16 protein-coding genes and 1 pseudogene are annotated in these 22,106 nt (G+C 36.6%); 14 read left to right on the forward strand and 3 right to left on the reverse strand.

Features of this window, described 5'->3' with window-relative positions; all coding sequences use genetic code 11:
* Nucleotides 1-382: 382 nt before the first annotated feature.
* The 8 genes from AB3I42_RS04355 (at nucleotide 383) to clpB (ending at nucleotide 9,218) form a co-directional block, all read left to right on the forward strand.
* Nucleotides 383-817 (forward strand): lipoprotein, encoded by a 435-nt coding sequence (locus AB3I42_RS04355; RefSeq protein ID WP_010737674.1) that lies wholly within the window; start codon nucleotides 383-385, stop codon nucleotides 815-817.
* A 116-nt stretch (nucleotides 818-933) separates the two neighbouring features.
* Nucleotides 934-1,632 (forward strand): tRNA (adenine(22)-N(1))-methyltransferase TrmK, encoded by a 699-nt coding sequence (locus AB3I42_RS04360; protein WP_010719043.1) that lies wholly within the window; start codon nucleotides 934-936, stop codon nucleotides 1,630-1,632.
* Complete coding sequence (locus AB3I42_RS04365) at nucleotides 1,632-2,753, forward strand: Nif3-like dinuclear metal center hexameric protein (protein ID WP_010737673.1); 1,122 nt, start codon at nucleotides 1,632-1,634, stop codon at nucleotides 2,751-2,753. The genes AB3I42_RS04360 and AB3I42_RS04365 overlap by 1 nt, the downstream gene beginning before the upstream one ends.
* Nucleotides 2,754-2,767: 14 nt before the next feature.
* Nucleotides 2,768-4,000, forward strand: a complete 1,233-nt coding sequence (gene pepT, locus AB3I42_RS04370; protein ID WP_010737672.1) for a peptidase T — start codon at nucleotides 2,768-2,770, stop codon at nucleotides 3,998-4,000.
* Nucleotides 4,001-4,132: 132 nt separating this feature from the next.
* Complete coding sequence (locus tag AB3I42_RS04375) at nucleotides 4,133-5,038, forward strand: diacylglycerol kinase family protein (RefSeq protein ID WP_181933827.1); 906 nt, start codon at nucleotides 4,133-4,135, stop codon at nucleotides 5,036-5,038.
* 26 nt (nucleotides 5,039-5,064) lie between these two features.
* On the forward strand, nucleotides 5,065-5,337 hold the full coding sequence (locus AB3I42_RS04380; RefSeq protein ID WP_010719047.1) for a DUF1294 domain-containing protein: 273 nt from the start codon (nucleotides 5,065-5,067) through the stop codon (nucleotides 5,335-5,337).
* Between the two features lie 10 nt (nucleotides 5,338-5,347).
* Nucleotides 5,348-6,382, forward strand: a complete 1,035-nt coding sequence (locus tag AB3I42_RS04385; RefSeq protein WP_010737670.1) for a lysylphosphatidylglycerol synthase domain-containing protein — start codon at nucleotides 5,348-5,350, stop codon at nucleotides 6,380-6,382.
* 223 nt (nucleotides 6,383-6,605) lie between these two features.
* Entirely contained in the window at nucleotides 6,606-9,218 is a 2,613-nt protein-coding gene (gene clpB, locus AB3I42_RS04390; protein ID WP_368022308.1) for an ATP-dependent chaperone ClpB, read from the forward strand.
* Between the two features lie 467 nt (nucleotides 9,219-9,685).
* Here the strand turns inward: clpB and AB3I42_RS04395 are convergent, their stop codons facing one another.
* Genes AB3I42_RS04395 through AB3I42_RS04405 form a run of 3 tightly spaced genes read right to left on the reverse strand, consistent with a single transcriptional unit; the run spans nucleotide 9,686 to nucleotide 12,075 of the window.
* Nucleotides 9,686-10,351, reverse strand: coding sequence for a hypothetical protein (locus AB3I42_RS04395; RefSeq protein WP_368022309.1), 666 nt, complete (start codon nucleotides 10,349-10,351; stop codon nucleotides 9,686-9,688).
* Nucleotides 10,344-10,838, reverse strand: coding sequence for a nucleoside 2-deoxyribosyltransferase (locus AB3I42_RS04400; protein WP_010719051.1), 495 nt, complete (start codon nucleotides 10,836-10,838; stop codon nucleotides 10,344-10,346). The genes AB3I42_RS04395 and AB3I42_RS04400 overlap by 8 nt, the downstream gene beginning before the upstream one ends.
* A 16-nt stretch (nucleotides 10,839-10,854) precedes the next feature.
* Nucleotides 10,855-12,075, reverse strand: a complete 1,221-nt coding sequence (locus AB3I42_RS04405) for an enhanced intracellular survival protein Eis (RefSeq protein WP_081123278.1) — start codon at nucleotides 12,073-12,075, stop codon at nucleotides 10,855-10,857.
* Nucleotides 12,076-12,221: 146 nt separating this feature from the next.
* On the opposite strand from AB3I42_RS04405, the gene lepA reads away from it, so the two are divergent.
* From lepA to fss3, 6 genes and pseudogenes are all read left to right on the forward strand, one after another.
* Complete coding sequence (gene lepA / locus AB3I42_RS04410) at nucleotides 12,222-14,057, forward strand: translation elongation factor 4 (protein WP_368022311.1); 1,836 nt, start codon at nucleotides 12,222-12,224, stop codon at nucleotides 14,055-14,057.
* A 195-nt stretch (nucleotides 14,058-14,252) separates the two neighbouring features.
* The gene (locus AB3I42_RS04415) at nucleotides 14,253-15,167 is read left to right on the forward strand and encodes a helix-turn-helix domain-containing protein (RefSeq protein ID WP_368022312.1); all 915 of its coding nucleotides are present in this window, start codon (nucleotides 14,253-14,255) and stop codon (nucleotides 15,165-15,167) included.
* A 131-nt stretch (nucleotides 15,168-15,298) separates the two neighbouring features.
* Nucleotides 15,299-16,690, forward strand: coding sequence for a hypothetical protein (locus AB3I42_RS04420; RefSeq protein WP_368022313.1), 1,392 nt, complete (start codon nucleotides 15,299-15,301; stop codon nucleotides 16,688-16,690).
* Nucleotides 16,677-18,509: an ATP-binding protein gene (locus tag AB3I42_RS04425; protein ID WP_368022314.1), complete on the forward strand. Its 1,833-nt coding sequence runs from the start codon at nucleotides 16,677-16,679 to the stop codon at nucleotides 18,507-18,509. Before AB3I42_RS04420 ends, AB3I42_RS04425 begins: the two co-directional genes overlap by 14 nt.
* Before the next feature lie 86 nt (nucleotides 18,510-18,595).
* A pseudogene (locus tag AB3I42_RS04430) lies at nucleotides 18,596-18,700 on the forward strand (transcriptional regulator); the annotation flags it as partial.
* Nucleotides 18,701-18,792: 92 nt separating this feature from the next.
* Nucleotides 18,793-22,011 (forward strand): fibrinogen-binding MSCRAMM adhesin Fss3, encoded by a 3,219-nt coding sequence (fss3, locus tag AB3I42_RS04435; RefSeq protein WP_368022315.1) that lies wholly within the window; start codon nucleotides 18,793-18,795, stop codon nucleotides 22,009-22,011.
* The last annotated feature ends 95 nt before the right edge of the window (nucleotides 22,012-22,106 follow it).

Below are 22,106 nucleotides of genomic sequence, written 5' to 3' on the forward strand. Positions count from 1 at the left end.
AATAAGCAATGCAAACAATTAATTGAGAGAAGTCTGCAAATAATTCTCTTTTCAATGACTCTCGATGTTCACTTAGTTATTCAAGAAACTCATAATTTGAGATGAAAGTGTATCTGAATTCATACTTAACGCCACTTTTATTGATCGTAACAAGCTACAAAAGTGGTGTCATACTGGATAGAGTGATGATTACAGAAGCTTACGCCTGATCAATAGTCATCATGGTAACGAAAAAAGACAACCATAAATTTCTGATGAACAAGTATCAAAAACAAAATTGAACGACTAAAAACAGAATGTATTGATTATCGTCAACTAAATAAAAAGTCAAAGAACGATCATCAATTGAAGTAATGTAAATAATTAGCCGGAGGATAAAGATATGAAAGTGATTTTTTCTTGTTTGTTGGCGACAGGGTTACTTTTTTCGCTAACAGGTTGTGGTAATGGAGATAAAAATGAGGCATCGATCGATTCGATTAGTGCGGAAACAACGACTAAAGCGAAGGATTCTTCTAACGAAGGACAAAGTATTTTTAAGGGTGAAATTGAAAGTATTGATGATTCAGTCGATGATACCATTCAAATCAAAGTGGTCAATGTAGATGAAATCGAAGACCCCGAGAATATTGGAACCTCTTTTGATAATGATGGTGTAACACTAAATGTTTCGAATGATCAATTAGTCGGAGGTAAGGAATCTTTTCAAAAAGGTGACGAGATCAAGTTTACTTTAAAAGAAAAACCAATTATGACAATGTCAATCCCTCCGCAAATTCCTGGTAATTCGATCGTTGAGGTAAGAGTTATTGAATAGTCAGTGTTAAACGTTTCGTAAAAGCAAATAGCTCATCAGGAGATTTGAAATTTTTCTTTTTCAAATCTCCTTCATTTATAGGGAAAATGTTATAATGAGGGGGAAGGAGTGAAGGTATGAACCACTTAGATTTATCGAAACGCTTAGCATTAGTGGGAGAACATGTCCCAACAGGAGCGTTTTTAGCAGATATTGGCTCTGACCACGCTTACTTGCCAGTTGCATTAATGTTAAAGGATAAAATTGAATTTGCTGTAGCTGGCGAAGTGGTGAAAGGCCCTTATGAGTCAGCAAAAAAGCAAGTACAGAAAAATGGTTTAGAAAAGCGGATCGTTGTTCGTTTAGCTAACGGATTAGATGCGATTGAGCCAACAGATCAGATCAATGCGATCACGATTGCTGGTATGGGTGGGGCTTTGATTCGAGATATTTTAGAAGCAGGCGCCAAACAGCATCGTTTAACAGGGAAGGAGCGTTTGATTCTCCAACCAAATATTGGCGAGCAAGCAGTGAGAAAATGGTTGCAAGATAATCACTATCAAATCATTGCAGAAGAGATTTTAGAGGAAAACAAAAAAATCTATGAAATCATTGTAGCTGAAAAAACACCGACGAAACATATCTATAATGAGGAAGAGATTCTGTTTGGTCCATTTTTATTGCAAGGAAAAACAGTGGTCTTCCAAAAGAAATGGCAAAGAGAATTAAAACAAAGACAAGCGATTTTAAAACAATTGGCACAAGCACAGAACCAAGAAGAACGTGTTGAAGCGATAAAAAAAGAAATCCAGATGATCGAGGAGGTTTTAGCTTAATGGCGATCAACGGTAATGAATTTATTCGCAAATTTGAAGAATATTGTCCTCAATGGTTGGCTGAAGAAGGAGATCCTGTGGGGCTACACCTCGGAACATTAAATAAACCGATTCAACGCATAATGATGACGTTAGATGTTCGTCCAGAAGTTGTGCAAGAAGCCATCGAAAAAAAGATTGATTTGTTAATTGCTAAACATCCTCCCATATTTCGACCAATTAAACGATTAACAACGGATCATCCACAAGAAAAAATGTATGCTGATTTATTAAAACATGATATTTCTGTCTATGCAGCACATACCAATATGGATATTATCGAGGATGGATTGAATGATTGGTTTTGTGAAGCATTAGGAATCAATGTCGAAAATTATTTGTTAAAGACACATACAAGGCATTACAAAAAACTAGCTGTTTATGTACCGATCGAAGACGCTGACAAATTACGTAAGGCTTTAGCTGAGGCTGGTGCGGGTGAACAAGGTCATTACGATCATACAAGTTTTACCAGTATTGGCGAAGGTCGTTTTCGACCGAATGAACAGGCACATCCCGCAATTGGTAAAAACGGTCAACTAGAAAAGGTAGAAGAAGCTAAAGTGGAAGTGATTTTTCCTGAAGACCGTGAGGAAAAAGTGTTATCAGCTATGTATCGTGTCCATCCTTATGAAGAAGTAGCATTTGATTTGTTTTCAATTGACGAACCGACTCAAACCTGGGGGATCGGTCGAATCGGAGAATTACCAGAAGCGCTTGATTTAGATACCTTTGTATCTAAAGTAAAAGAAGTCTTCCAATTAGAAGGGCTACGAGTTGTTCGTCCAACTCATACAAATAGCACTGTTAAAAGAATCGCCATTTGTGGTGGTAGCGGCGAAAAGTTCTATCCTTACGCATTAGCTCAAAAAGCGGATGTTTATATTACTGGAGATATCTATTACCACACAGCTCAAGATATGCAAAGTGCAGGCTTGATTGCGATTGATCCAGGTCATTATATTGAATCTTTATGTAAAGAAAAGTTTGTCGAAAAATTTGAGAAATGGAAACAAGAAGAAAATTGGACCGTTGATTTCTTTGTTTCAGAAACGGATACGAACCCATTTCAATTTAACTAAAGGAGAGCTGTTGTATGTACGAAAATCTTTTACCACGTTTTTTACGCTATGTTAAGACTGAAACCAGATCTGATGAAAGTAGTCAAACGACTCCTTCGACACAAACACAAGTCGCTTTTGCGCAAGTCTTAAAAAAGGAATTAGAAGATTTAGGACTAACCAATGTATTTTACAATGAAGAAAATGGATTTGTTATAGGAACATTGCCAAGTAACATTGAAAAGAAAGTTCGCTCGATCGGTTTCATTGCCCACATGGATACCGCAGATTTCAATGCAGTAAATGTTAATCCACAAATCATTGAGAACTACGATGGGGAATCAACGATTGTTCTAGATAGTGAAGAACATTATACATTAAATACCAAAGACTTCCCTAATTTGAAAAACTACGAAGGACACACATTGATCACAACTGATGGCAGTACGTTGTTAGGTGCGGACGATAAAGCTGGGATCGCTGAAATTATGACCGCAATGGAAATTCTGCTGAAAAACCCAACTATCCCTCATGGTGAGATCAAAGTAGCTTTTGGACCAGATGAAGAGATTGGGGTAGGAGCAGATAAATTTGATGTCCAGCAGTTTGATGTTGATTTTGCCTATACCGTTGATGGTGGACCTTTAGGCGAATTACAATATGAAACATTCAGCGCAGCTCAGGCTAATATTTCAATTCAAGGAAAAAATGTCCATCCTGGTACAGCCAAAGATACGATGATCAATGCATTACAATTAGCCATAGACTTCCATAATCAACTACCAGCAGATGAAGTCCCAGAAAAAACGACAGGTTATGAAGGGTTCTTCCATTTGATGGGATTAAATGGAAATGTCGAAGAAGCAACTATGAGTTATATTATCCGTGACCACGATCGAGAAAAATTTGAAGCACGGAAAGCGAAAATTAGTGAAATCCAAGAAAAACTAAATAGTCGCTTCGATCAGACACGTGTGAAAGTTGATATGTATGATCAGTACTATAATATGCGAGAAATTATTGAAAAAGATATGAGCATTGTTGAATTAGCAAAACAAGCGATGATCGATTTAGAAATCGAGCCTGTGATTGAACCAGTACGAGGTGGAACAGATGGATCGAAAATTTCTTATCTAGGCATTCCAACGCCTAATTTGTTCGCAGGTGGCGAAAATATGCACGGCCGATTTGAGTTTGTTTCTCTTCAAGTGATGGAAAAAGCAACAGATGTGATTGTAAAAATTGCAGAATTGAATACAAACGTATAAAATCAAATAGGAACGTGGATGGATCAAGTAAGTGAACGAAGTGGATCTATCCTTTTAGCTGGGGGTGGGCGTATTCCAACAATGGAACGTCTGACCCCTTGGTTTTTGTGTAAAAATGGGAGGAAGAAAGAAATGGAAAAATTGCTAGTTTTTTATAATCAAAGCTCAGGACAAGATGAAGGTGAAAAATTAGCAAGCTGGTTTAAAGAATATGCCTTAAAGAAACGACCAGAACTAATCATCAATCTAACGGAAACAGGTCCTTCGATCAAGCATGAGACATTAGTCAAAAAAGCTGAAGAAACGCACGCAGATACCTTAATCGTAATCGGAGGCGATGGTACGATCCATCATATTGTACAGGCTTTTCAAGATAAACTTGAGCATTATCAAGTAGGACTACTACCAGGAGGAACAGTCAATAATTTAGCCCGTGTTCTCGGTATTCCATTAGAAAAGGAAAAAGCTGCAGACATTATCTTAGAGGGACAAATCCGTCAAATCGATTATGGAAAAGTCAATGATGAAGTCATTATCTCAACTTTAACGATCGGTATATTGGCAGATACAGCTGTTTGGATCAGTCAAAAAGAAAAGCAAAAATATGGTTCTTGGATTTTTATCAAACGGTTCATCAAGTTATTATTAAAAAAGAGAAAGTATCATTTAGATATCAAAACAGAAAAAGAACATTGGCGAGGAAAAACACAATTATTGACAGTCACAATGTCTAACTCAGTAGGTGGTTATACGAATTTTGATGATTCAGCTTCAGCCGATGATGGTATGTTTCATGTCACAATCATCCCATCTTTAGATATTTTTCGATTTGTTTTTTATTTGCCTCGTTTAATCAAAGGAAAAATTTACTCTGTCCCAGGTATCAATTATTTGACTGCTAGTCAAATCAATATCCAAGCACGGGAGAAATCAGTTGGTACTCGTACAGATGGTGATACGACAGATAATCTGCCTATCGAATTAGTCGTAGTCAAAAAAGGGTTGTCGGTCTTTGCTCCCAAAGAAGAGCAAAAATGATGTGCTAGAGGTGGAGGGAAACACGTATGGAAGCTTTACTACACAATCCTTTGTGGTTTTATTTAGTGATTGTCAATTTATATTTATTTTGTTTGATGGGTTACGATAAGTATCAAGCAAAAAAAGGCGGTTGGCGCGTTCCAGAAAATAATTTGATTTTTGTTAGTTTATTAGGCGGTGGAATTGGGGGATTAATTTCTCGTAAAGTATTCCATCATAAAACGAGAAAAAAGAAATTTACAGTAGGATTTGTACTGGGTGTATTGGTGGATTTACTGTTGATTTATTTTTTTCATTAAGGAGTAATTGATGGCGACAAAAGGTGCAAAAACGAAAATAGCGTTAAATCTATTCTTATTGATTGGAATTTTTGCCATTATTTATTATTTGATCAACCAATCTTTTGCAGATATTTTCGCTGAATTGCTGTCTACAAGCTTTATCGTTCTGGTAGCGGCATTCTTGTTAGGAACGATCTATCAGGTGGCAGAAGGGCGTTCAATCAAAGAGATTGCCCAGCCTTTCGAACCAACATTTTCCACTTGTGATGGTTTTTGGACATCTTGCTATATTGCATTTTATCGAATCGTTTCATTTGGAACAGGCACTTTGATTTCAGAAATTTATTTTTATAATAAAAAAGGAATGAAATACTCACAAGGTGCAGGTGTCACTGCGTTGCATATGATTATGTATAAATTAGCCGTGATTACCTATGCGATCATTGGTTTGATCATCCAGTTCTCTCTATTTTATTCCAAAGGACCAAACATGATCTGGTTCATTATTGCTGGCATTATTTTAACTGGGGTGATCATTGCCTTTTTATTGATGGTCTCAATGAGTCTGAATCTACAAATTTTCTTTATGAGTATCTCAAACAAACTGTTTCGAAGTGAACGCATCAGAGGTTGGGTAGATACATGTAATACACAAATCTATTCGTTGAGAGAAACTGTCCAGACAATTGTCAAAGATCGAACAGCTCTATTACGCATCTATTTTTGGAATATGGTCAAACTTATTTTTTGGTATATCATGCCCTATCTCTTTTTGGTTGAAAACCATCCCACGATCGACTTTCTCTTGACCTTTTCATTTATCAGTTTTGCGGTAGTTTTATCTGGTGTCATCCCTACCCCAGCTGGAATCGGTTCATTTGAATTTGTCTATCTGTTGTTATTCAGACCACTTGTGGGAACCGTAGATGCTTTTTCTTCTTTATTACTGTATCGGTTTAGCTCATTTATCTTACCTTTTATTTATGGGTTATTCTACGTGATTGCTGATCGTCGAAAGGTAATCAAACAAGAGATCCAAGATGTTAAAAACAATAAAAAATAATCAAATTGACCATTACAGCAATTGTATTGAGTCATATTATTAGATCCAAAACACAACAGTAAGTCCATCCAAGAGGCCTCTGTTGTGTTTTTTTTGATCACTTATTTTCGATAAAATAAGCGAGGTTATCTTTTGACCAAGACTGACCAAAGAGGTATAATGTTTATTGGAACGAGATGTATCATATTGAATATTGAAATTTTATATTCAGGAGGTAAGTAAAATGAACATTGAAAAAATGACAACCACGCTTCAAGAAGCGATTGCTGAAGCGCAACAAATCGCTGTCACAAGAAAACATCAAGAAATTGATATTGCGCATTTGTGGAAGATTTTTTTACAACCAAACCATTTTGGGCGCAATCTATACACTGATGCGGGAATGGATGTTGATACGTTTGAAAAGGAAGTAGATCGTGTATTAGATGAATATCCCACAGTTTCAGGGGGAAACGTCCAATATGGTCAGAATCTAAGCCAAAATCTATTCCGTTTATTAAATGAAGCAGAGCAGTTAAGAGAAAGTTTTGGCGATGAATTTCTTTCAACAGAGATTGTAATTTTAGCCTTGATGAAATTGAAAAATTATCCATTGACAGTTTATTTGACCAAAAATGGTTTATCAGAAAAAGAGTTACGTAAAAATATCGAAGACATGAGAGGAGGAGAAAAGGTGACATCTAAAAATCAAGAAGAACAATACAAAGCATTAGAAAAATACGGCGTTGATCTTGTTCAACAAGTCAGAAGCGGGAAAATGGATCCAATCATTGGACGTGATGAAGAAATTCGGGATGTTATCCGTATCTTATCTCGTAAAACCAAGAATAATCCAGTATTGATTGGTGAACCTGGTGTCGGTAAAACAGCAATTGTAGAAGGGTTAGCACAACGTATCGTACGAAAAGACGTGCCAGAAAACTTGAAAGATAAAACGATCTTTTCATTAGACATGGGGGCATTGATTGCTGGTGCTAAATTCCGTGGTGAATTTGAGGAACGATTAAAAGCTGTGCTGAAAGAAGTCAAGAAAAGTGATGGACGAATCATCTTATTTATTGATGAAATCCATAATATCGTTGGTGCAGGGAAAACTGAAGGCAGCATGGATGCTGGAAATTTATTGAAACCAATGCTTGCTCGAGGTGAATTGCATTTAATCGGTGCTACTACATTAGATGAATATCGTCAATATATGGAAAAAGATAAAGCATTAGAACGACGTTTCCAAAAAGTCTTAGTCAAAGAACCGACAGTAGAAGATACAATCAGTATCTTACGAGGATTGAAAGAACGTTTTGAGATTCATCATGGAGTCAACATTCATGATAATGCATTAGTCGCTGCTGCAACTTTATCTGACCGTTATATCACAGACCGCTTTTTACCAGATAAAGCAATTGATTTGATCGATGAAGCAAGTGCAACGATCCGAGTAGAAATGAACTCTATGCCGACTGAGCTAGACCAAGTGACTCGTCGCTTGATGCAATTAGAGATCGAAGAAGCAGCATTGAAAAAAGAATCAGACGATGCAAGTAAAAAACGTTTGAAAAATCTACAAGAAGAGTTAGCTGATCTTCGTGAAGAAGCAAACTCGATGAAAATGCAATGGGAAACAGAAAAACAAGAAGTCAATAGTGTTTCTTCTAAACGTGCGGAAATCGATAAAGCCAAACATGAATTAGAAGACGCAGAAAACAACTATGATTTAGAACGGGCAGCTGTCCTACGTCATGGAACGATTCCTCAATTAGAAAAAGAATTAAAGGAATTGGAAGCAAAAGCTAAAGACAGTGAAATCAAAATGGTTCAAGAATCAGTCACTGAAAACGAAATTGCGCAAGTGGTTGGACGTTTAACTGGTATCCCAGTCACAAAATTAGTGGAAGGGGAACGAGAAAAACTAATCAAGCTCAACGAAACATTGCATAAACGTGTGATTGGACAAGATGAAGCAGTAGATGCAGTCAGTGATGCGGTCATTCGCTCTCGAGCAGGATTGCAAGATCCAAACCGCCCACTAGGTTCTTTCTTATTCTTAGGACCAACCGGAGTTGGGAAAACAGAATTAGCGAAAGCTTTAGCAGAAAACTTATTTGATTCTGAAGAACACATGGTGCGGATCGATATGAGTGAGTATATGGAGAAACATGCCGTATCTCGTTTGGTTGGGGCTCCTCCAGGCTATGTTGGCTATGAAGAAGGCGGACAATTGACGGAAGCCGTTCGCAGAAATCCTTATACGATCGTTTTACTCGATGAAATCGAAAAAGCCCATCCAGATGTCTTCAATATCTTGTTACAAGTATTAGATGATGGACGTTTAACTGATTCTAAAGGACGTGTGGTTGACTTCAAAAATACCGTTCTTATCATGACCAGCAACATTGGTTCTCAACTGTTATTAGAAGGAGTGTCAGCAGATGGCACTATCCCTGAAGAAGTGGAAGAACAAGTAAGAACGATCCTTCGAGGTCATTTCAAACCAGAATTCTTAAATCGAATCGATGATACGATTTTATTCACACCATTAAGTCTTGAAAATGTGAAAGGAATCGTTGATAAAATGGTGGCACAATTGGCAAAACGATTGGATTATCAAGAAATTCATCTAACAATCAGCGACGAAGCCAAAACATGGATCGCTGAAAATGCCTACGAACCAGCATACGGGGCTCGACCATTGAAACGCTTTATTACGAAAGAAGTAGAAACACCATTAGCCAAAGAAATCGTAGCAGGACACATCTTACCAAAATCTAAAGTAACGATTACCTTGCTAGCAGAGAAACTTCATTTCCAAACGGAAGAACTTGAAGACACGGAAGAGTAAAGAAACGGTAAGCTTTCGCAAGAAAACGGGTGTTGGCAAACAGTAGAATCGATCAAATGTTTAGTTGAGCCACACACCATCTAAGCTCAAAAAAAACAATAAAGTTAGGTCAACCACCTAGCTTTATTGTTTTTTTGTAATTTAGTCATAAGTCTGAAAAAATCATTCATAAAATAAGTTGATCTCAATCGTTATTTCCAAGTTCATCTACTCATAAGGTAATGTTTTTATTCCCTATATAAATAGGAGTGGGCAGGTAAATATCTTCTTTGTTCCCATCATTTTAACCCTTATCAATAAGTACAATTTTCATTGGGAATGGTAACAAAATAACCGTAAGGGTTGATGATAAGAAATAAGTGGGTGAGACAAAATGAGATGCCACCTAACCATTGACGTTTTCACGCACAATTTTTAGGAAGCATCTCATTTTTGTCACAATTCTTTAATGTGATATTTTTTTTGCTCTATTTCAAAATTTTCAACCGATAATTTTCAAAATAATCACGATTGTTTCTTCCTTGGGTCCAAGCAAAGATTCCCATGACTAATGCACCAATCGTATTTGTGAATAAATCACCCATCGTGTCCATCAAAGCAGCTCGTCCGACAAATAAGGTGCCATCTGAAGCGGCAAACCGTTGGAGATTCATTCCTAAGAATTGATCATAGAGAAATTCCCAAAATTCCCAAAACACGCCGCAGAGGCCAGCAAAGGCAAAACCAAACAGTAAAAACAACCATGGACTAGTCTTCGCAATTGGTGCATCTTTCAATAATAAGCCGATCAATCCGTAACCTAGGGCAGTCAACACCATAGGACTAACGGCGTGTAAAATTTTATCCCAGAATGAAATGATACTGATCAAATGCATACCGGTACCTAAGAACACGGAAATAAACAAGAAAAACCAATAAAATAAAACAATGGCATCTGGAACGTATAATTTTGCGATCTTTCTAACGATCTGAGGGAGAAAAATCAATAGAATCCCAGCTAAAGATTCGATGATGAAAGTAACTCCCTGAGTAGTTGAATATTTTTTAGTGATAAATTCATAAAGGTTATAACAAACCACAAACACACCAAAAGCAACAAGTGCAAGTTGGATTTTTTTCATTGTCTTATTCATGGCTCAAACCTCCATCTAAGTAAGTCTTTACTTGACTGAGTAACGCTTCTTCACTAGTTACGAGAGCGCCATTTAGCTTGATTAACCCAATTGTATAAAGATTTAAATAATGGAATTGGTTTTCAGCTACTTCTTGTAAAGCAGCAATTTTTTGCGGGTGGGTACCGCCTTGTTGCCGACTATCTGTATACAATCCAATGACAGGAATCCCTTTAGCATAGGCAACACCAATTTCGGATGCAACACCAGGATCAATGGTCAAACCATCTAATAGTGCAATCATCAAATCACTTTCCAACACCTTTTCTGTATCGGCTAAAGCAATCATCTGACTATCAGCATAGGCTGTTTTATCATTGATCGCTTCGTTTTCTTGCGGAAGATAAATGGTTAATTCATTGGAAAGACTCCTGATTTCTTCTACAAGTTTCGCATTATATAATAAGTCACTTTTTGCAAAAAGTGGTGCAGCAAAATAAATATTCATTTTCATCGTCCTTTTCTTAGAAATAGTCACTGAAATAAGCTTCCATATTTGGAAGAATCAATTCAAGTGTTTTAAGTGTTTCATCATCCGTTTTGATTCGTTCGATCCTTGCAAGATAAGAAGGGCGACGATAATTCATCATCAAACAACTTAATGTTTGAATGGACAACTGGACCGATTGTCCGACAGGTTCGTCCACGACATCCAATTGTCCGTCTTCGTTCCAGACCAACCCAAAAACACCATTGTTCCATGAGGCGATAGGGTCCTCGACAATAAAGTGAAAAGGTTTCGCAGTAGAAACGAAGGGGAATTGCTTCAGAAACTCTTTGACATCTACGATTCTCGCCATGTAATAAGGCTCGATCTGTTCTTTTATTTGACTATCTTCGATCAAGAAAGCCAGTGGTTCATTTTTGTAGATATCACCGTGAACCCAGTAAACCATTGAAAAGTGTGCTGAAATAAAATTCCATAAACCATTCCGAGCTTCTTGATTCAAGTAAAACATCTCTTTAACATGGAAAATTTCTTCAGCGACCCAATAAAATAAAACACCAATTGGTTCATGCTCTTTCCTATAGTAGATCGCAGCTGTCCGTTCCTCTTTATTTTCAAATCGCCAATATTCTTCCCAATGAAATTGGCTACGAAACAAAGCACCGTGATTTTGAGCCGCAAACTTCTGATACACTCGGTAAACATCTGGATGATCTACTGGTAATCGTTCAACCATTCCATCCACAGGAACATTCTTCGGTAATTGGGTATCACGAATTTTAAATGTCAACTTATCAGACATGATTTCCCAACCCTTGCGTCGATAATAAGGCACGCTATAGGGATAAAGATAAGAGATCCATTGTTTGTTTTTGCGCATATTATCTAACGCAACCAAGATCAAATCTTGCATCAATCCATGATTTGCATATTCAGGATACGTTCCGACACCGGTAACGCCACCCATTTTGTATGGTTTACCGTGGATGTTGACTTCACATGGATAGATCGCAATTTGAGAAATCAATTTGTTATGGTGGAACCAGCCAAATACTTCCGATAGTTCCAAAATTGGGCGCTTGGAGCGAATAAATGCCCCTTTGCTTTCAAAACCACTTTCTTCGATGTCTGCTTCTGTTACTTGAAAGACATAAGACAATAACTCATTGAATTGATCAACATCTTTTTCAGTAACAGGTTTTAATTCAAGATTTTCTCTGAAATCTTTTTCATCCATTCTTTCATCTCCAATTATTTACTTGTTATTAGTATAGCAAATTTTCATAAAAAAAACTTCTAAAGCTGACTAGGTAAAAAGTCTTTAAATTCATGCTTTTCATTGATATAATGAGAGGTGCTGATTAAACGAAAAGAGGAGACGCTATGGATATAAAAAAAATGAAACAACGACAAGAGCAAATTCGAAATTTTTCGATCATTGCTCATATCGACCATGGAAAATCAACGCTGGCCGATCGTATTCTGGAAAAGACGAACACTGTGACGTCTCGTGAAATGCAGGATCAGCTATTAGACTCAATGGATCTAGAGCGTGAACGTGGAATCACGATTAAATTAAATGCTGTCGAATTGAATTATACAGCCAAAAATGGCGAAACCTATATTTTCCATCTAATCGACACCCCTGGGCACGTCGATTTCACTTATGAAGTATCAAGGAGTTTAGCAGCCTGTGAAGGTGCGGTATTAGTAGTTGATGCGGCACAGGGAATCGAGGCTCAAACATTAGCAAATGTTTACTTAGCTTTGGATAATGATCTGGAAATTTTGCCAGTCATCAATAAAATCGATCTTCCAGCTGCTGATCCAGAACGTGTACGTCAAGAAATCGAAGATGTTATCGGAATCGATGCCAGTGAGGCAGTTCTGGCTAGTGCTAAAGCAGGAATTGGGATTGAAGAAATACTTGAACAAATCGTTGAATATGTACCAGCCCCATCTGGCGAGCTGGATGCCCCTTTGAAAGCATTGATCTTTGATTCCGTGTACGATAGTTATCGAGGAGTCGTTCTGAATGTTCGAATCACAGACGGCATGGTCAAACCAGGCGATAAAATCAAATTGATGAGTAACGGCAAAACATTTGATGTGACAGAAGTGGGAGTCTTTTCACCAAAAGCTGTTGCTAGAGATTTCTTGATGGTCGGTGATGTAGGGTATATCACGGCAAGCATCAAAACGGTCCAAGACACACGAGTAGGGGACACAGTTACGTTGGCAGATAATCCAGCAGAAGAAGCGCTACCTGGATACCGTAAAATGAATCCAATGGTTTACTGTGGATTATATCCAATTGATACTTCCCGCTACAATGATTTGCGTGAAGCACTTGAAAAATTACAACTAAACGACGCAGCACTACAGTTTGAACCTGAAACCTCGCAAGCCCTTGGCTTTGGCTTCCGTTGTGGATTCTTAGGTTTATTACACATGGATGTAGTCCAAGAACGTTTGGAACGTGAGTTCAACTTAGAGTTGATCACAACGGCACCTTCTGTAATTTATCATGTGAATAAAACAGATGGTTCTATGACAGTCGTCGATAACCCGGCAGATTTTCCAGAACCAGTAACGATTCAAGATGTTGAAGAACCTTTTGTGAAGGCACAAATCATGGTTCCAAATGATTTCGTCGGTGCAGTGATGGAATTATCCCAAAGAAAACGTGGAGAATTCATCACAATGGATTATTTAGATGATTATCGAGTGAATGTCGTTTATAATATTCCGCTTTCTGAAATCGTTTTTGACTTTTTCGATAAACTAAAATCCAGTACGAAAGGCTATGCTTCCTTGGATTATGAAATGTCCGGTTATCAAAAGAGCAAGTTAGTAAAAATGGATATTTTATTAAATGGAGAAAAAGTCGATGCGTTAAGTTTCATCGTTCACCGAGATTTTGCTTATGAACGAGGAAAAGCAATCGTTGAAAAACTGAAAAAACTAATTCCACGTCAACAATTTGAAGTGCCGATCCAAGCAGCTATCGGACAAAAAATCGTTGCTCGTTCAGATATCAAAGCATTACGTAAAAACGTCTTAGCAAAATGTTATGGTGGAGATGTCTCACGGAAACGCAAACTTCTTGAAAAACAAAAAGAAGGAAAGAAACGAATGAAACAAATCGGTAGCGTCGAAGTCCCACAAGAAGCCTTCATGGCTGTTCTGAAAATGGATGACCAAGATAACGTGAAATAGCTTTTTATCAACTGAAAACCCTATTAAATCAATCTTTTTGAGTGGAGTGAAATTCGTGATTTACCCGTTTAAAAAAGTTTAAACTGTCATACGGTTGTCACGGCAGTTTTAAAATTAACAAAAATGGAATATTTTCCTTGAAGGTTTTTAACCGTCAGCGTATGATGAAAGCATCTCATAGGAGGTGCTTTTTTCATGTCTGAAAATATAAGTGGAGAATTTCTTAAATCTTTAAGGAAAGTGAAAAAAATGTCTCAAACGAAGCTAGCCGACTTAGCGGGGATTTCGCAAAGTGCTTTAGTCAAGTATGAAAAAGGAACAAGGAAAATTCCCAAAGATGTAGATGATACACTAAGTAAAATTCTGAATGTAGAAACTCTATTAAAAGATGAGAAGGATAGAGTTGGGCTTCTTATTGATCAACTAATTGCATACAGAGACATGAACAAGTTACTCAATAAAGAGTTGGCTACTAAAGTAGGGACTAGTGAAGTATCACTTAGTTATGTTTTAAACGGAAAGAGAAAACCATCGAAGGAAATGCAACAAAAAATTGCTGTGTTCCTCTCTAACGATGGTAAAGAGATTTTGATGGATATAAATCAAGATAATGGTACGTTTAAATTACCCTTTGTCGATAAAATAGCGATGGGAAAAAGAATCCAAGAGATTCGTAAAAACCGAGGTGAGACACTGGAAAAATTTGGTAAGAACTTTACTCGACCAGCAGGTAAGAATGTTGTGAATAGATGGGAAAAGGGTACGAATATTCCTGATATCGAAAGATTAATGAATGTTGCCTATCTTGGGAAAGTGACTGTTCCTTATATCTTATATGGAGAGACTTTTAGAAAAATGTTGAAAAGGGGAAATACGATTAACCAATTTGAAAAGTTGGATTCTTTCCGGATGGGACTAAGATTCAGAAAAATTCGAAGGGATTATCGTTTAGAAAGAGAAGACTTTGGAAAGTTTTTTTCACCGCCTATTACAAAATGGTCAATGGACAAATACGAGAACGGAAAAGATATCCCAAATACGGATCGCATTATTCAGTATGCCTATATAGGAAAACTCTCCTTGGAGTTTTTGATATATGGTGCAAATTAGTTTTTAAAAAGAATAGATTACTTGAGTTTGAGATGTTAAAAAAATATCTTAATACAATTTTGAGGAGAATCATCGTTTGTTATGAATTGGTGGTAAAATAATAGTGAATTCCAATTTTGGAGGGAACTATTATGACAATTTCAAAAGTAAAAGCTCTTAGATCTGTTCTTTCAGAGAAAAGAACGACATTCTTATTTGGAGCAGGAGCTTCGGTACCATTTTTTTCTAACTTAGGAAAAATTGAGGAATACATGACTAGCAGCGATTTAACTGAGAAAGGTAAAAGACTAGTCATGTTTATCTTTTATTATATAGCCATTAAAGATAATTCTAAATTAGTTAAGTATATAAAAAAAGATGGATTAGAAAACCACTTGGGTCCTGGATCTTCTGTAATGAATCAATATTCAAGATTTGTTTTTAATTGCGTGGAGTTTCTAAAATTAAGAAATAGTCGTGTTTCACCAAGACGAACTAATGTCTTTACTACGAACTATGATTTGTTTCTTGAAATAGCTGTCGAAAAAAATATAGAATCGAATCCCAAAATTTTCTTTAATGACGGGACCAACGGTTATATGAAAAGATATCTTAGTACCGAAAATTTTAATAAGACAATGTTGTATGCTGGGGCCTTTGATAATTATTCAAACGAATTGCCAACTATTAATTTGGTGAAATGTCATGGATCTGTAAATTGGTTGAATGAGCAAAACTTTCTCGGGAGAGATAGGGTGCTTGTTGACAATAGTCTTTTAGGTACTATTGAAACTGCTAAAGAATCAGAAAAAATTTGGTCTGAACTTCAAGAGGATATAATTCAAGATACAACTTACTCCTTACTTTTTAGTGTTGAAATGTTAAAGGATGTCGTATTAGGTAGACCTACTGATGAATTTCTTGGTACATCTACGGATGAATCTATTGATTTAATTAATTATTTTGGTAATAAGTATTATGATAAATTACAAAGTATAAGTGAAAAAATTAATGAAATACAGATTGTTTTGCCTACAAAAAGAAAATTTCAGTCTACTCTAATGGAAGAACAATATTTCAATATGCTGAGATTCCTATCTTATGAGCTTGAGAAGGAGCAATCTGTTTTAATAGCATTTGGTTTTTCATTTTTAGATGAGCATATAACAGATATTGTCCAAAGATCTTTAAATAATCCAAATTTATTGGTATTCATTTTCTGTTATAAAGATGGTACTAAAGGTGAAATAATAAATCAATTTAGCTTTGGAACCAATGCAATCCCATCCAATATTGTGTTTATAACACCTTCAGATTTCATTATGGAACAAACTGAAATCGAAGAAGAGAATCCCTTACCGTTAGAAAAAAATCAGATTAGATCTAATGATGGTACTATTGTTACTTATTCTGAAGAAGTATCAGTTTACGATAATAAATATGCTGTTATAGATTTTGAATCTTTTAACAGGATTATCGAAGGAAATCTTTCTGAAAAGTATATTGATAGTCAATATACGGAGGTAGAAGATGATGACGAATAATTCTAATATAGAGGTTGCTCTAGTTGTTGAGGTGAACGGAATCAGGTGTAAAGCAGTTACTTTCGATGATATGAACCAAGCGACATATATTAATAATGGTGAAGTGATAAAAAACTTAAGTGTAAATAGTTTTGTAGTTATTCGTCAAAACTTTATTAAAATAATAGGCCGAGTTAATTCTGAATCAATTTGGGATATTCAAAATAATAAGCAAAATTATCAGTTGGATAACAGATTCAGTAAGAATACCATCAAAAGAATTCTTGATATCCAAATTATTGGATATATTTTAGAAGACTGTTTCACTACTGGTACAACATATATTCCAATGATTGGAAATATTTGTTCAATTCCGACATCTGAAGAGACACAAATTATCTATGTAAATAGCTTCGATCATTTTAATGGAGATCAAACAATTCAAATTGGGAAAAGTTTAAATGAGCAAATTGAGGTTAATTTACCAATAAGTTCCTTTTTTGCGTCACATATTGGTATTTTTGGAAATACTGGTAGTGGCAAGTCAAATACGCTTCACAAATTGTACTTCGAGCTATTTAAACAACCGTTCCCAATGCTAAGAGAGAAAAGTAGATTTGTTGTCATAGACTTTAACGGTGAGTATGTGCATGATAACTCATTTGGTGTACCTAGGAGCGAAAAAAATATATATGAATTGACTACTAGAACGATTTCAGATAAAAGGTTGCAGATTAAAAGGGATGTCTTCTTTAGTTCGGAAATCTTGTCTATTCTTTTTTCAGCGACTCAACAAACTCAAAAACCTTTTTTGGAACGTGTTCTTAAAGGGATAAATAAGTTTGGTTTTGGTGAAGGGACCCTTCAAAGGTGGATAAGTTCTTTACTTCGAGAAATATTTACGACTTTTCCCAATAAGGATTTAAAAAATAGACTTGTTAATATTTTGGATGAATTTTATGATTTTGATGGAATTTTAGATCCAATAAAACAAGCGTGGGTGTATACTGGCAAGGATTCTGCAAAATTCGTTGTAAGTAATATTTATTTTGATGGAAATTGGGAGTCCAGACACATTCAAGTGGTTAATCTTGTTCAAATTGAAACTATGATTTTGGGGAGTAAATTGGATATATTCAAAGAATTTGAACTTAGATGTAAATTACAATTAGTCAAGGATTTACTATATCGAAACGTTATATCTGATCATATTGATCCGCTTCTAAAGCGAATTGATAGCCGCATTGATGATTTCCAAAAGTATATTGATATAGTGGAACAGATTGACAACGTCAAATTTCTTGAGATAATTTCTTTGCGTGATTTAAATCAAGAAGCTAAACAAATTGTAGCGATGTTAACTTCAAAGATGTTTTTTGATGAACAGAAGACGAGTAAAGATAAGGTTAGTTTCCATCTTGTTATTGATGAAGCACATAACATTTTGTCTGATCAATCAAGAAATGACAATACGTCATGGAAGGATTATAGACTTTCTACTTTTGAGGAAATTATTAAAGAAGGCCGAAAATTTGGTTTTTTCCTTACTTTATCAAGTCAAAGACCGGCGGATATTTCACCCACACTTCTCTCACAAGTTCATAATTTTTTTCTACACAAGCTAGTGAATGAGCGAGATCTTCAAATAATTGATAATTCCTTATCGACTCTAGATAGAGTTTCTCAATCAATGCTTCCAGGTTTATCACAAGGTATCTGTATTATCACTGGGACAGCTTTGTCCTTACCAATGATTGTGAACGTTGATTTTATAAATGATAAAACTTTACGTCCACAAAGTGATACTGTGGATTTATTGGAAGCTTGGGTGAATGAATAGCGTAAATTTTTACGATGAGACTTTCAAAAATTGAGGGTCTTTTTTTATGTTCAAAAAGAAAGGAAGGCTTTATGAATAAATGTAAGATGGATAAATACGAGGACGGAAAAGATATCCCGAATACGGATCGCATCATTCAGTATGCCTATATTGGAAAAGTCTCTTTGGAGTTTTTGATATACGGTATCTGATAATTTTTGAAAAGAATAGTTTTAAACATTTGAGGCATTCAGAAATGGATGTCTCTTTTTTATTATCCAATTTTGAAAGGAGATTTTATTTTATGAAAAAGCCGAGATTTAAAAATTGGCGATTATTTGCAACGTTAGCTTTATTTGGTCAAACAATTGGCGGAGTGATTGGTCCTACGATTGCCTTCGCCGATAAAATTACTCATCCACAAACGGTAACCGTGGAATTAGATTTAGCGCATCAATATGCTGTTGAAGGAACATTTAATGATGGCCGCCCTATGTCAGAAGTCACCGTTCCACATTATGCTGTGTACAATGGTTTGAAACAAGATATTTTCTGTATTGAACCGGGCGTACCGATTGATAATCAGTTCACTCCTGGATATGAGAAAAACCCATTACCAGATATGTCGGAGAAAGCGAAACTGGTTTCCGTTTTATGGAAGAAAGCTGGTACAGACATTGATACACAAATGGTTGCTCAAAAGATGATCTGGCAGGAGGTCAATGGGTATACGCTTCACTCTATGAAGCATCCAGATGGCAGTGCCGTAAATATCGCAACCATTGAGTCAAAAATTAATCAAGCCATTGCTGATTATCAGAAGAAACCAAGCTTCCATAATTCCACAGTCAAAACAGTTTTAGGACAATCGACAACCATAACGGATACGAATAATTTGAATTTGTCAGAGTTCGATGAAGTTGTGGAAAATACTGCAAACATTGATTATCGCGTCAATGGTAATCAATTGATGATTACACCTAATGCCAATTCTAAAGAAAATGGTGTGTTAACGCTTAAGAAATCTGCTGGAACTGGAACACCAGTCGCTTATAAAATGGTTGGACAACAAACCTTGATGGCCGGGGCGATTGATAAGCCGAATATCTACACAATTAAAATTGATGTGGCAACAGAGGGTTCTTTGAAGATTAAAAAAGTCGATAAAGAATCTGGTGATGTTGTATCAGGAACGGTTTTCCATTTAGATTTTGGGAAAAACTTACCCGCAAAGGAGGTAACCACCGATAAAGAAGGAATTGCTACCTTAGATGGGATTCCTCACGGCACAAAAGTAACCATTACTGAAAAATCAGTGCCGACGCCTTATACGATTGATACTACCCCCATGACTGCCACGATTAAAGCAGGTGAAACCATTTCTGTGACTTCAAAAAATACGCGAGAAAAAGGTCAAATCATTCTGGATAAAACCGGGATTGAAACAGGGAGTGATCTTTGGAATGACAATTACGCTTTAGCTGGCAATACGTTTGCCATTCGCAAGGATAGCCCAACTGGTGAAATCGTCCAAGAAATGACCACAGATGAAAAAGGCCATGCGGAAACACCAAAAGAGATTGCTAACGCGTTGGAATTAGGAACTTACTACGTGACAGAAACCAAAGCATCTAATGGTTTCGTGAATACTTTCAAACCCGTAAAAGTTGAATTGAAGTATGCCAATCAAACGGTGGCCCTCGTTACCAGTAACGTAAAAGGGCAAAACCAAGAAATTACTGGCGAAACCACTTTGACGAAAGAAGACAAAGATACTGGAGATAAAACACAGGGTAAGGCAGTCTTTGAGGGTGCTGAATACACCTTGTTTACTGCTAAGGATGGAAAAGCTATTAAATGGAGTGAGGCTTTTAAACCAGAATTAGTGAAAGGAACGAAAGCTTCTGATGAAACCGTAACTTTGGTTTTAGATGAAAAGAACCTAGTTGCGGTTAAACATTTAGCCATCAATGAGTATTACTGGCAAGAAACCAAAGCACCTGAAGGATATACCTTGGATGAAACGAGGTATCCTGTATCCATCAAAAAGGTGGATGATAGCGAAAAAAATGCTGTGATTACCCGAGATGTTATGGCAAAAGAACAAGTCATTCGCTTTGGGTTTGATTTCTTCAAATTCGCCGGATCAGCTGCTGGCACTGCTGAAACTGGGTTTAATGACTTAACCTTTAAAGTGTCGCCCTTAGAAGGAACCAATGAGATCACAGGTGCCGAAGATGAAGCGACCACAGCTTATAACGAACAATTAGGTTTTGATGGTTATGGCAAGTTCGAAAATCTTCCTTATGGGGATTATTTATTTGAAGAAGTAGAGGCGCCAGAAGGGTTTCAAAAGATTGTACCATTGGAAATTCGTTCTACTTTTAAGGAAGATAAAGAGGATTACACTAAGGGTGAGTATGTATTTATCATTACCGAAAAAGGCCAAAAACAACCAATTAAGACGGTGACTGTTCCTTACGAGAAGCTGACTAGCAAAGCATTTTCGGTAAGTTTAAACCGTTTGATGCTCTATGATTTATCTGAGGAAGAAGATAGCTTGACTTCCCTTGCGACTTGGAGAGACGGCAACAAGGAATTAACCACGCTTGATTCTACCGAGCTAGTTGATAAATTGAGTTACAATCTTCATGAAATCAAAAAAGACTGGTATGTGGTAGCGCAAGCCATTGATGTGGAAGCCACAAAAGCCGCTCAAGAAAAAGATGAAAAAGCCAAACCAGTGGTAATTGCCGAAACAACGGCTACCTTGGCGAATAAAGAGAAAACAGGAACTTGGGAAATTCTGCATAAATTAACCGCAGAACAAGTTTTAGACAAAACCATCGTCTTGTTCAACTATGTGTATGAAAACAAGGAAGCCTTTGAAGAAGGCGATGATCCAGTAGCGAAGGATGCTAGTTTGAATAACCAAGCCCAAACTGTCAATTGTACGGTGGAACGCCATGTTTCCATCCAAACCAAAGCCCACTTAGAAGACGGTTCTCAGACCTTTACTCATGGTGATGTGCTGGATATGTTTGATGATGTGTCCATTACTCATGATGTACTGGACGGCTCAAAAGAAACCTTTGAAACAATTTTGTATGCCTTACTTCCAGATGGTACGAACAAAGAAATTTGGAAATCTGGTAAGATTGATTACGAAGTGAATGATAAAGAATTTACCAAAACCGTACTTGCGGAAAAAGTGGATACCGGAAAGTATCCAGAAGGTACAAGTTTTACCTTCAAAGAAATTAACTATGACAAAGATGGAAATATCAATGGGAAACACAATGAAGATTTAAAAGAAAAATCTCAAACCTTAACTCCCAAAAAAGTGTCAACCACACCAAGTACGCCGGAACAACCGGAAACACCAAGTGACTCTCAAGAATCTAGTCCTACAGTGAAAACATTCCCTCAAACCGGTGAGAAAAATTCCAATGTATTACTGTTCATTGGCTTTACCTTGATCTTTGCAACAGCAGGTTATTATTTCTGGAATCGCCGGAACTAAGGTGATGCGATGAAACAACTAAATAGGAAGAACCAATGTGCGCGACCGCCTCCTAAAAAGTGGTTGCGCTATTTTTGTATCCAAAACTAACAATG

The sequence above is a fragment of the Enterococcus sp. C53 genome, assembly GCF_040887425.1.
Lineage (GTDB): Bacteria > Bacillota > Bacilli > Lactobacillales > Enterococcaceae > Enterococcus_B > Enterococcus_B hirae.

Coding starts and splice junctions, on each gene's coding strand:
- AB3I42_RS04420 (WP_368022313.1), top strand. CDS start 15,299: ATGACAATTTCAAAAGTAAAAGCTCTTAGATCTGTTCTTTCAGAGAAA.
- lepA (WP_368022311.1), top strand. CDS start 12,222: ATGGATATAAAAAAAATGAAACAACGACAAGAGCAAATTCGAAATTTT.
- AB3I42_RS04385 (WP_010737670.1), top strand. CDS start 5,348: ATGGCGACAAAAGGTGCAAAAACGAAAATAGCGTTAAATCTATTCTTA.
- AB3I42_RS04395 (WP_368022309.1), bottom strand. CDS start 10,351: ATGAATAAGACAATGAAAAAAATCCAACTTGCACTTGTTGCTTTTGGT.
- AB3I42_RS04400 (WP_010719051.1), bottom strand. CDS start 10,838: ATGAATATTTATTTTGCTGCACCACTTTTTGCAAAAAGTGACTTATTA.
- clpB (WP_368022308.1), top strand. CDS start 6,606: ATGAACATTGAAAAAATGACAACCACGCTTCAAGAAGCGATTGCTGAA.
- AB3I42_RS04365 (WP_010737673.1), top strand. CDS start 1,632: ATGGCGATCAACGGTAATGAATTTATTCGCAAATTTGAAGAATATTGT.
- AB3I42_RS04375 (WP_181933827.1), top strand. CDS start 4,133: ATGGAAAAATTGCTAGTTTTTTATAATCAAAGCTCAGGACAAGATGAA.
- AB3I42_RS04355 (WP_010737674.1), top strand. CDS start 383: ATGAAAGTGATTTTTTCTTGTTTGTTGGCGACAGGGTTACTTTTTTCG.
- fss3 (WP_368022315.1), top strand. CDS start 18,793: ATGAAAAAGCCGAGATTTAAAAATTGGCGATTATTTGCAACGTTAGCT.
- AB3I42_RS04405 (WP_081123278.1), bottom strand. CDS start 12,075: ATGGATGAAAAAGATTTCAGAGAAAATCTTGAATTAAAACCTGTTACT.
- AB3I42_RS04425 (WP_368022314.1), top strand. CDS start 16,677: ATGATGACGAATAATTCTAATATAGAGGTTGCTCTAGTTGTTGAGGTG.
- pepT (WP_010737672.1), top strand. CDS start 2,768: ATGTACGAAAATCTTTTACCACGTTTTTTACGCTATGTTAAGACTGAA.
- AB3I42_RS04380 (WP_010719047.1), top strand. CDS start 5,065: ATGGAAGCTTTACTACACAATCCTTTGTGGTTTTATTTAGTGATTGTC.
- AB3I42_RS04415 (WP_368022312.1), top strand. CDS start 14,253: ATGTCTGAAAATATAAGTGGAGAATTTCTTAAATCTTTAAGGAAAGTG.
- AB3I42_RS04360 (WP_010719043.1), top strand. CDS start 934: ATGAACCACTTAGATTTATCGAAACGCTTAGCATTAGTGGGAGAACAT.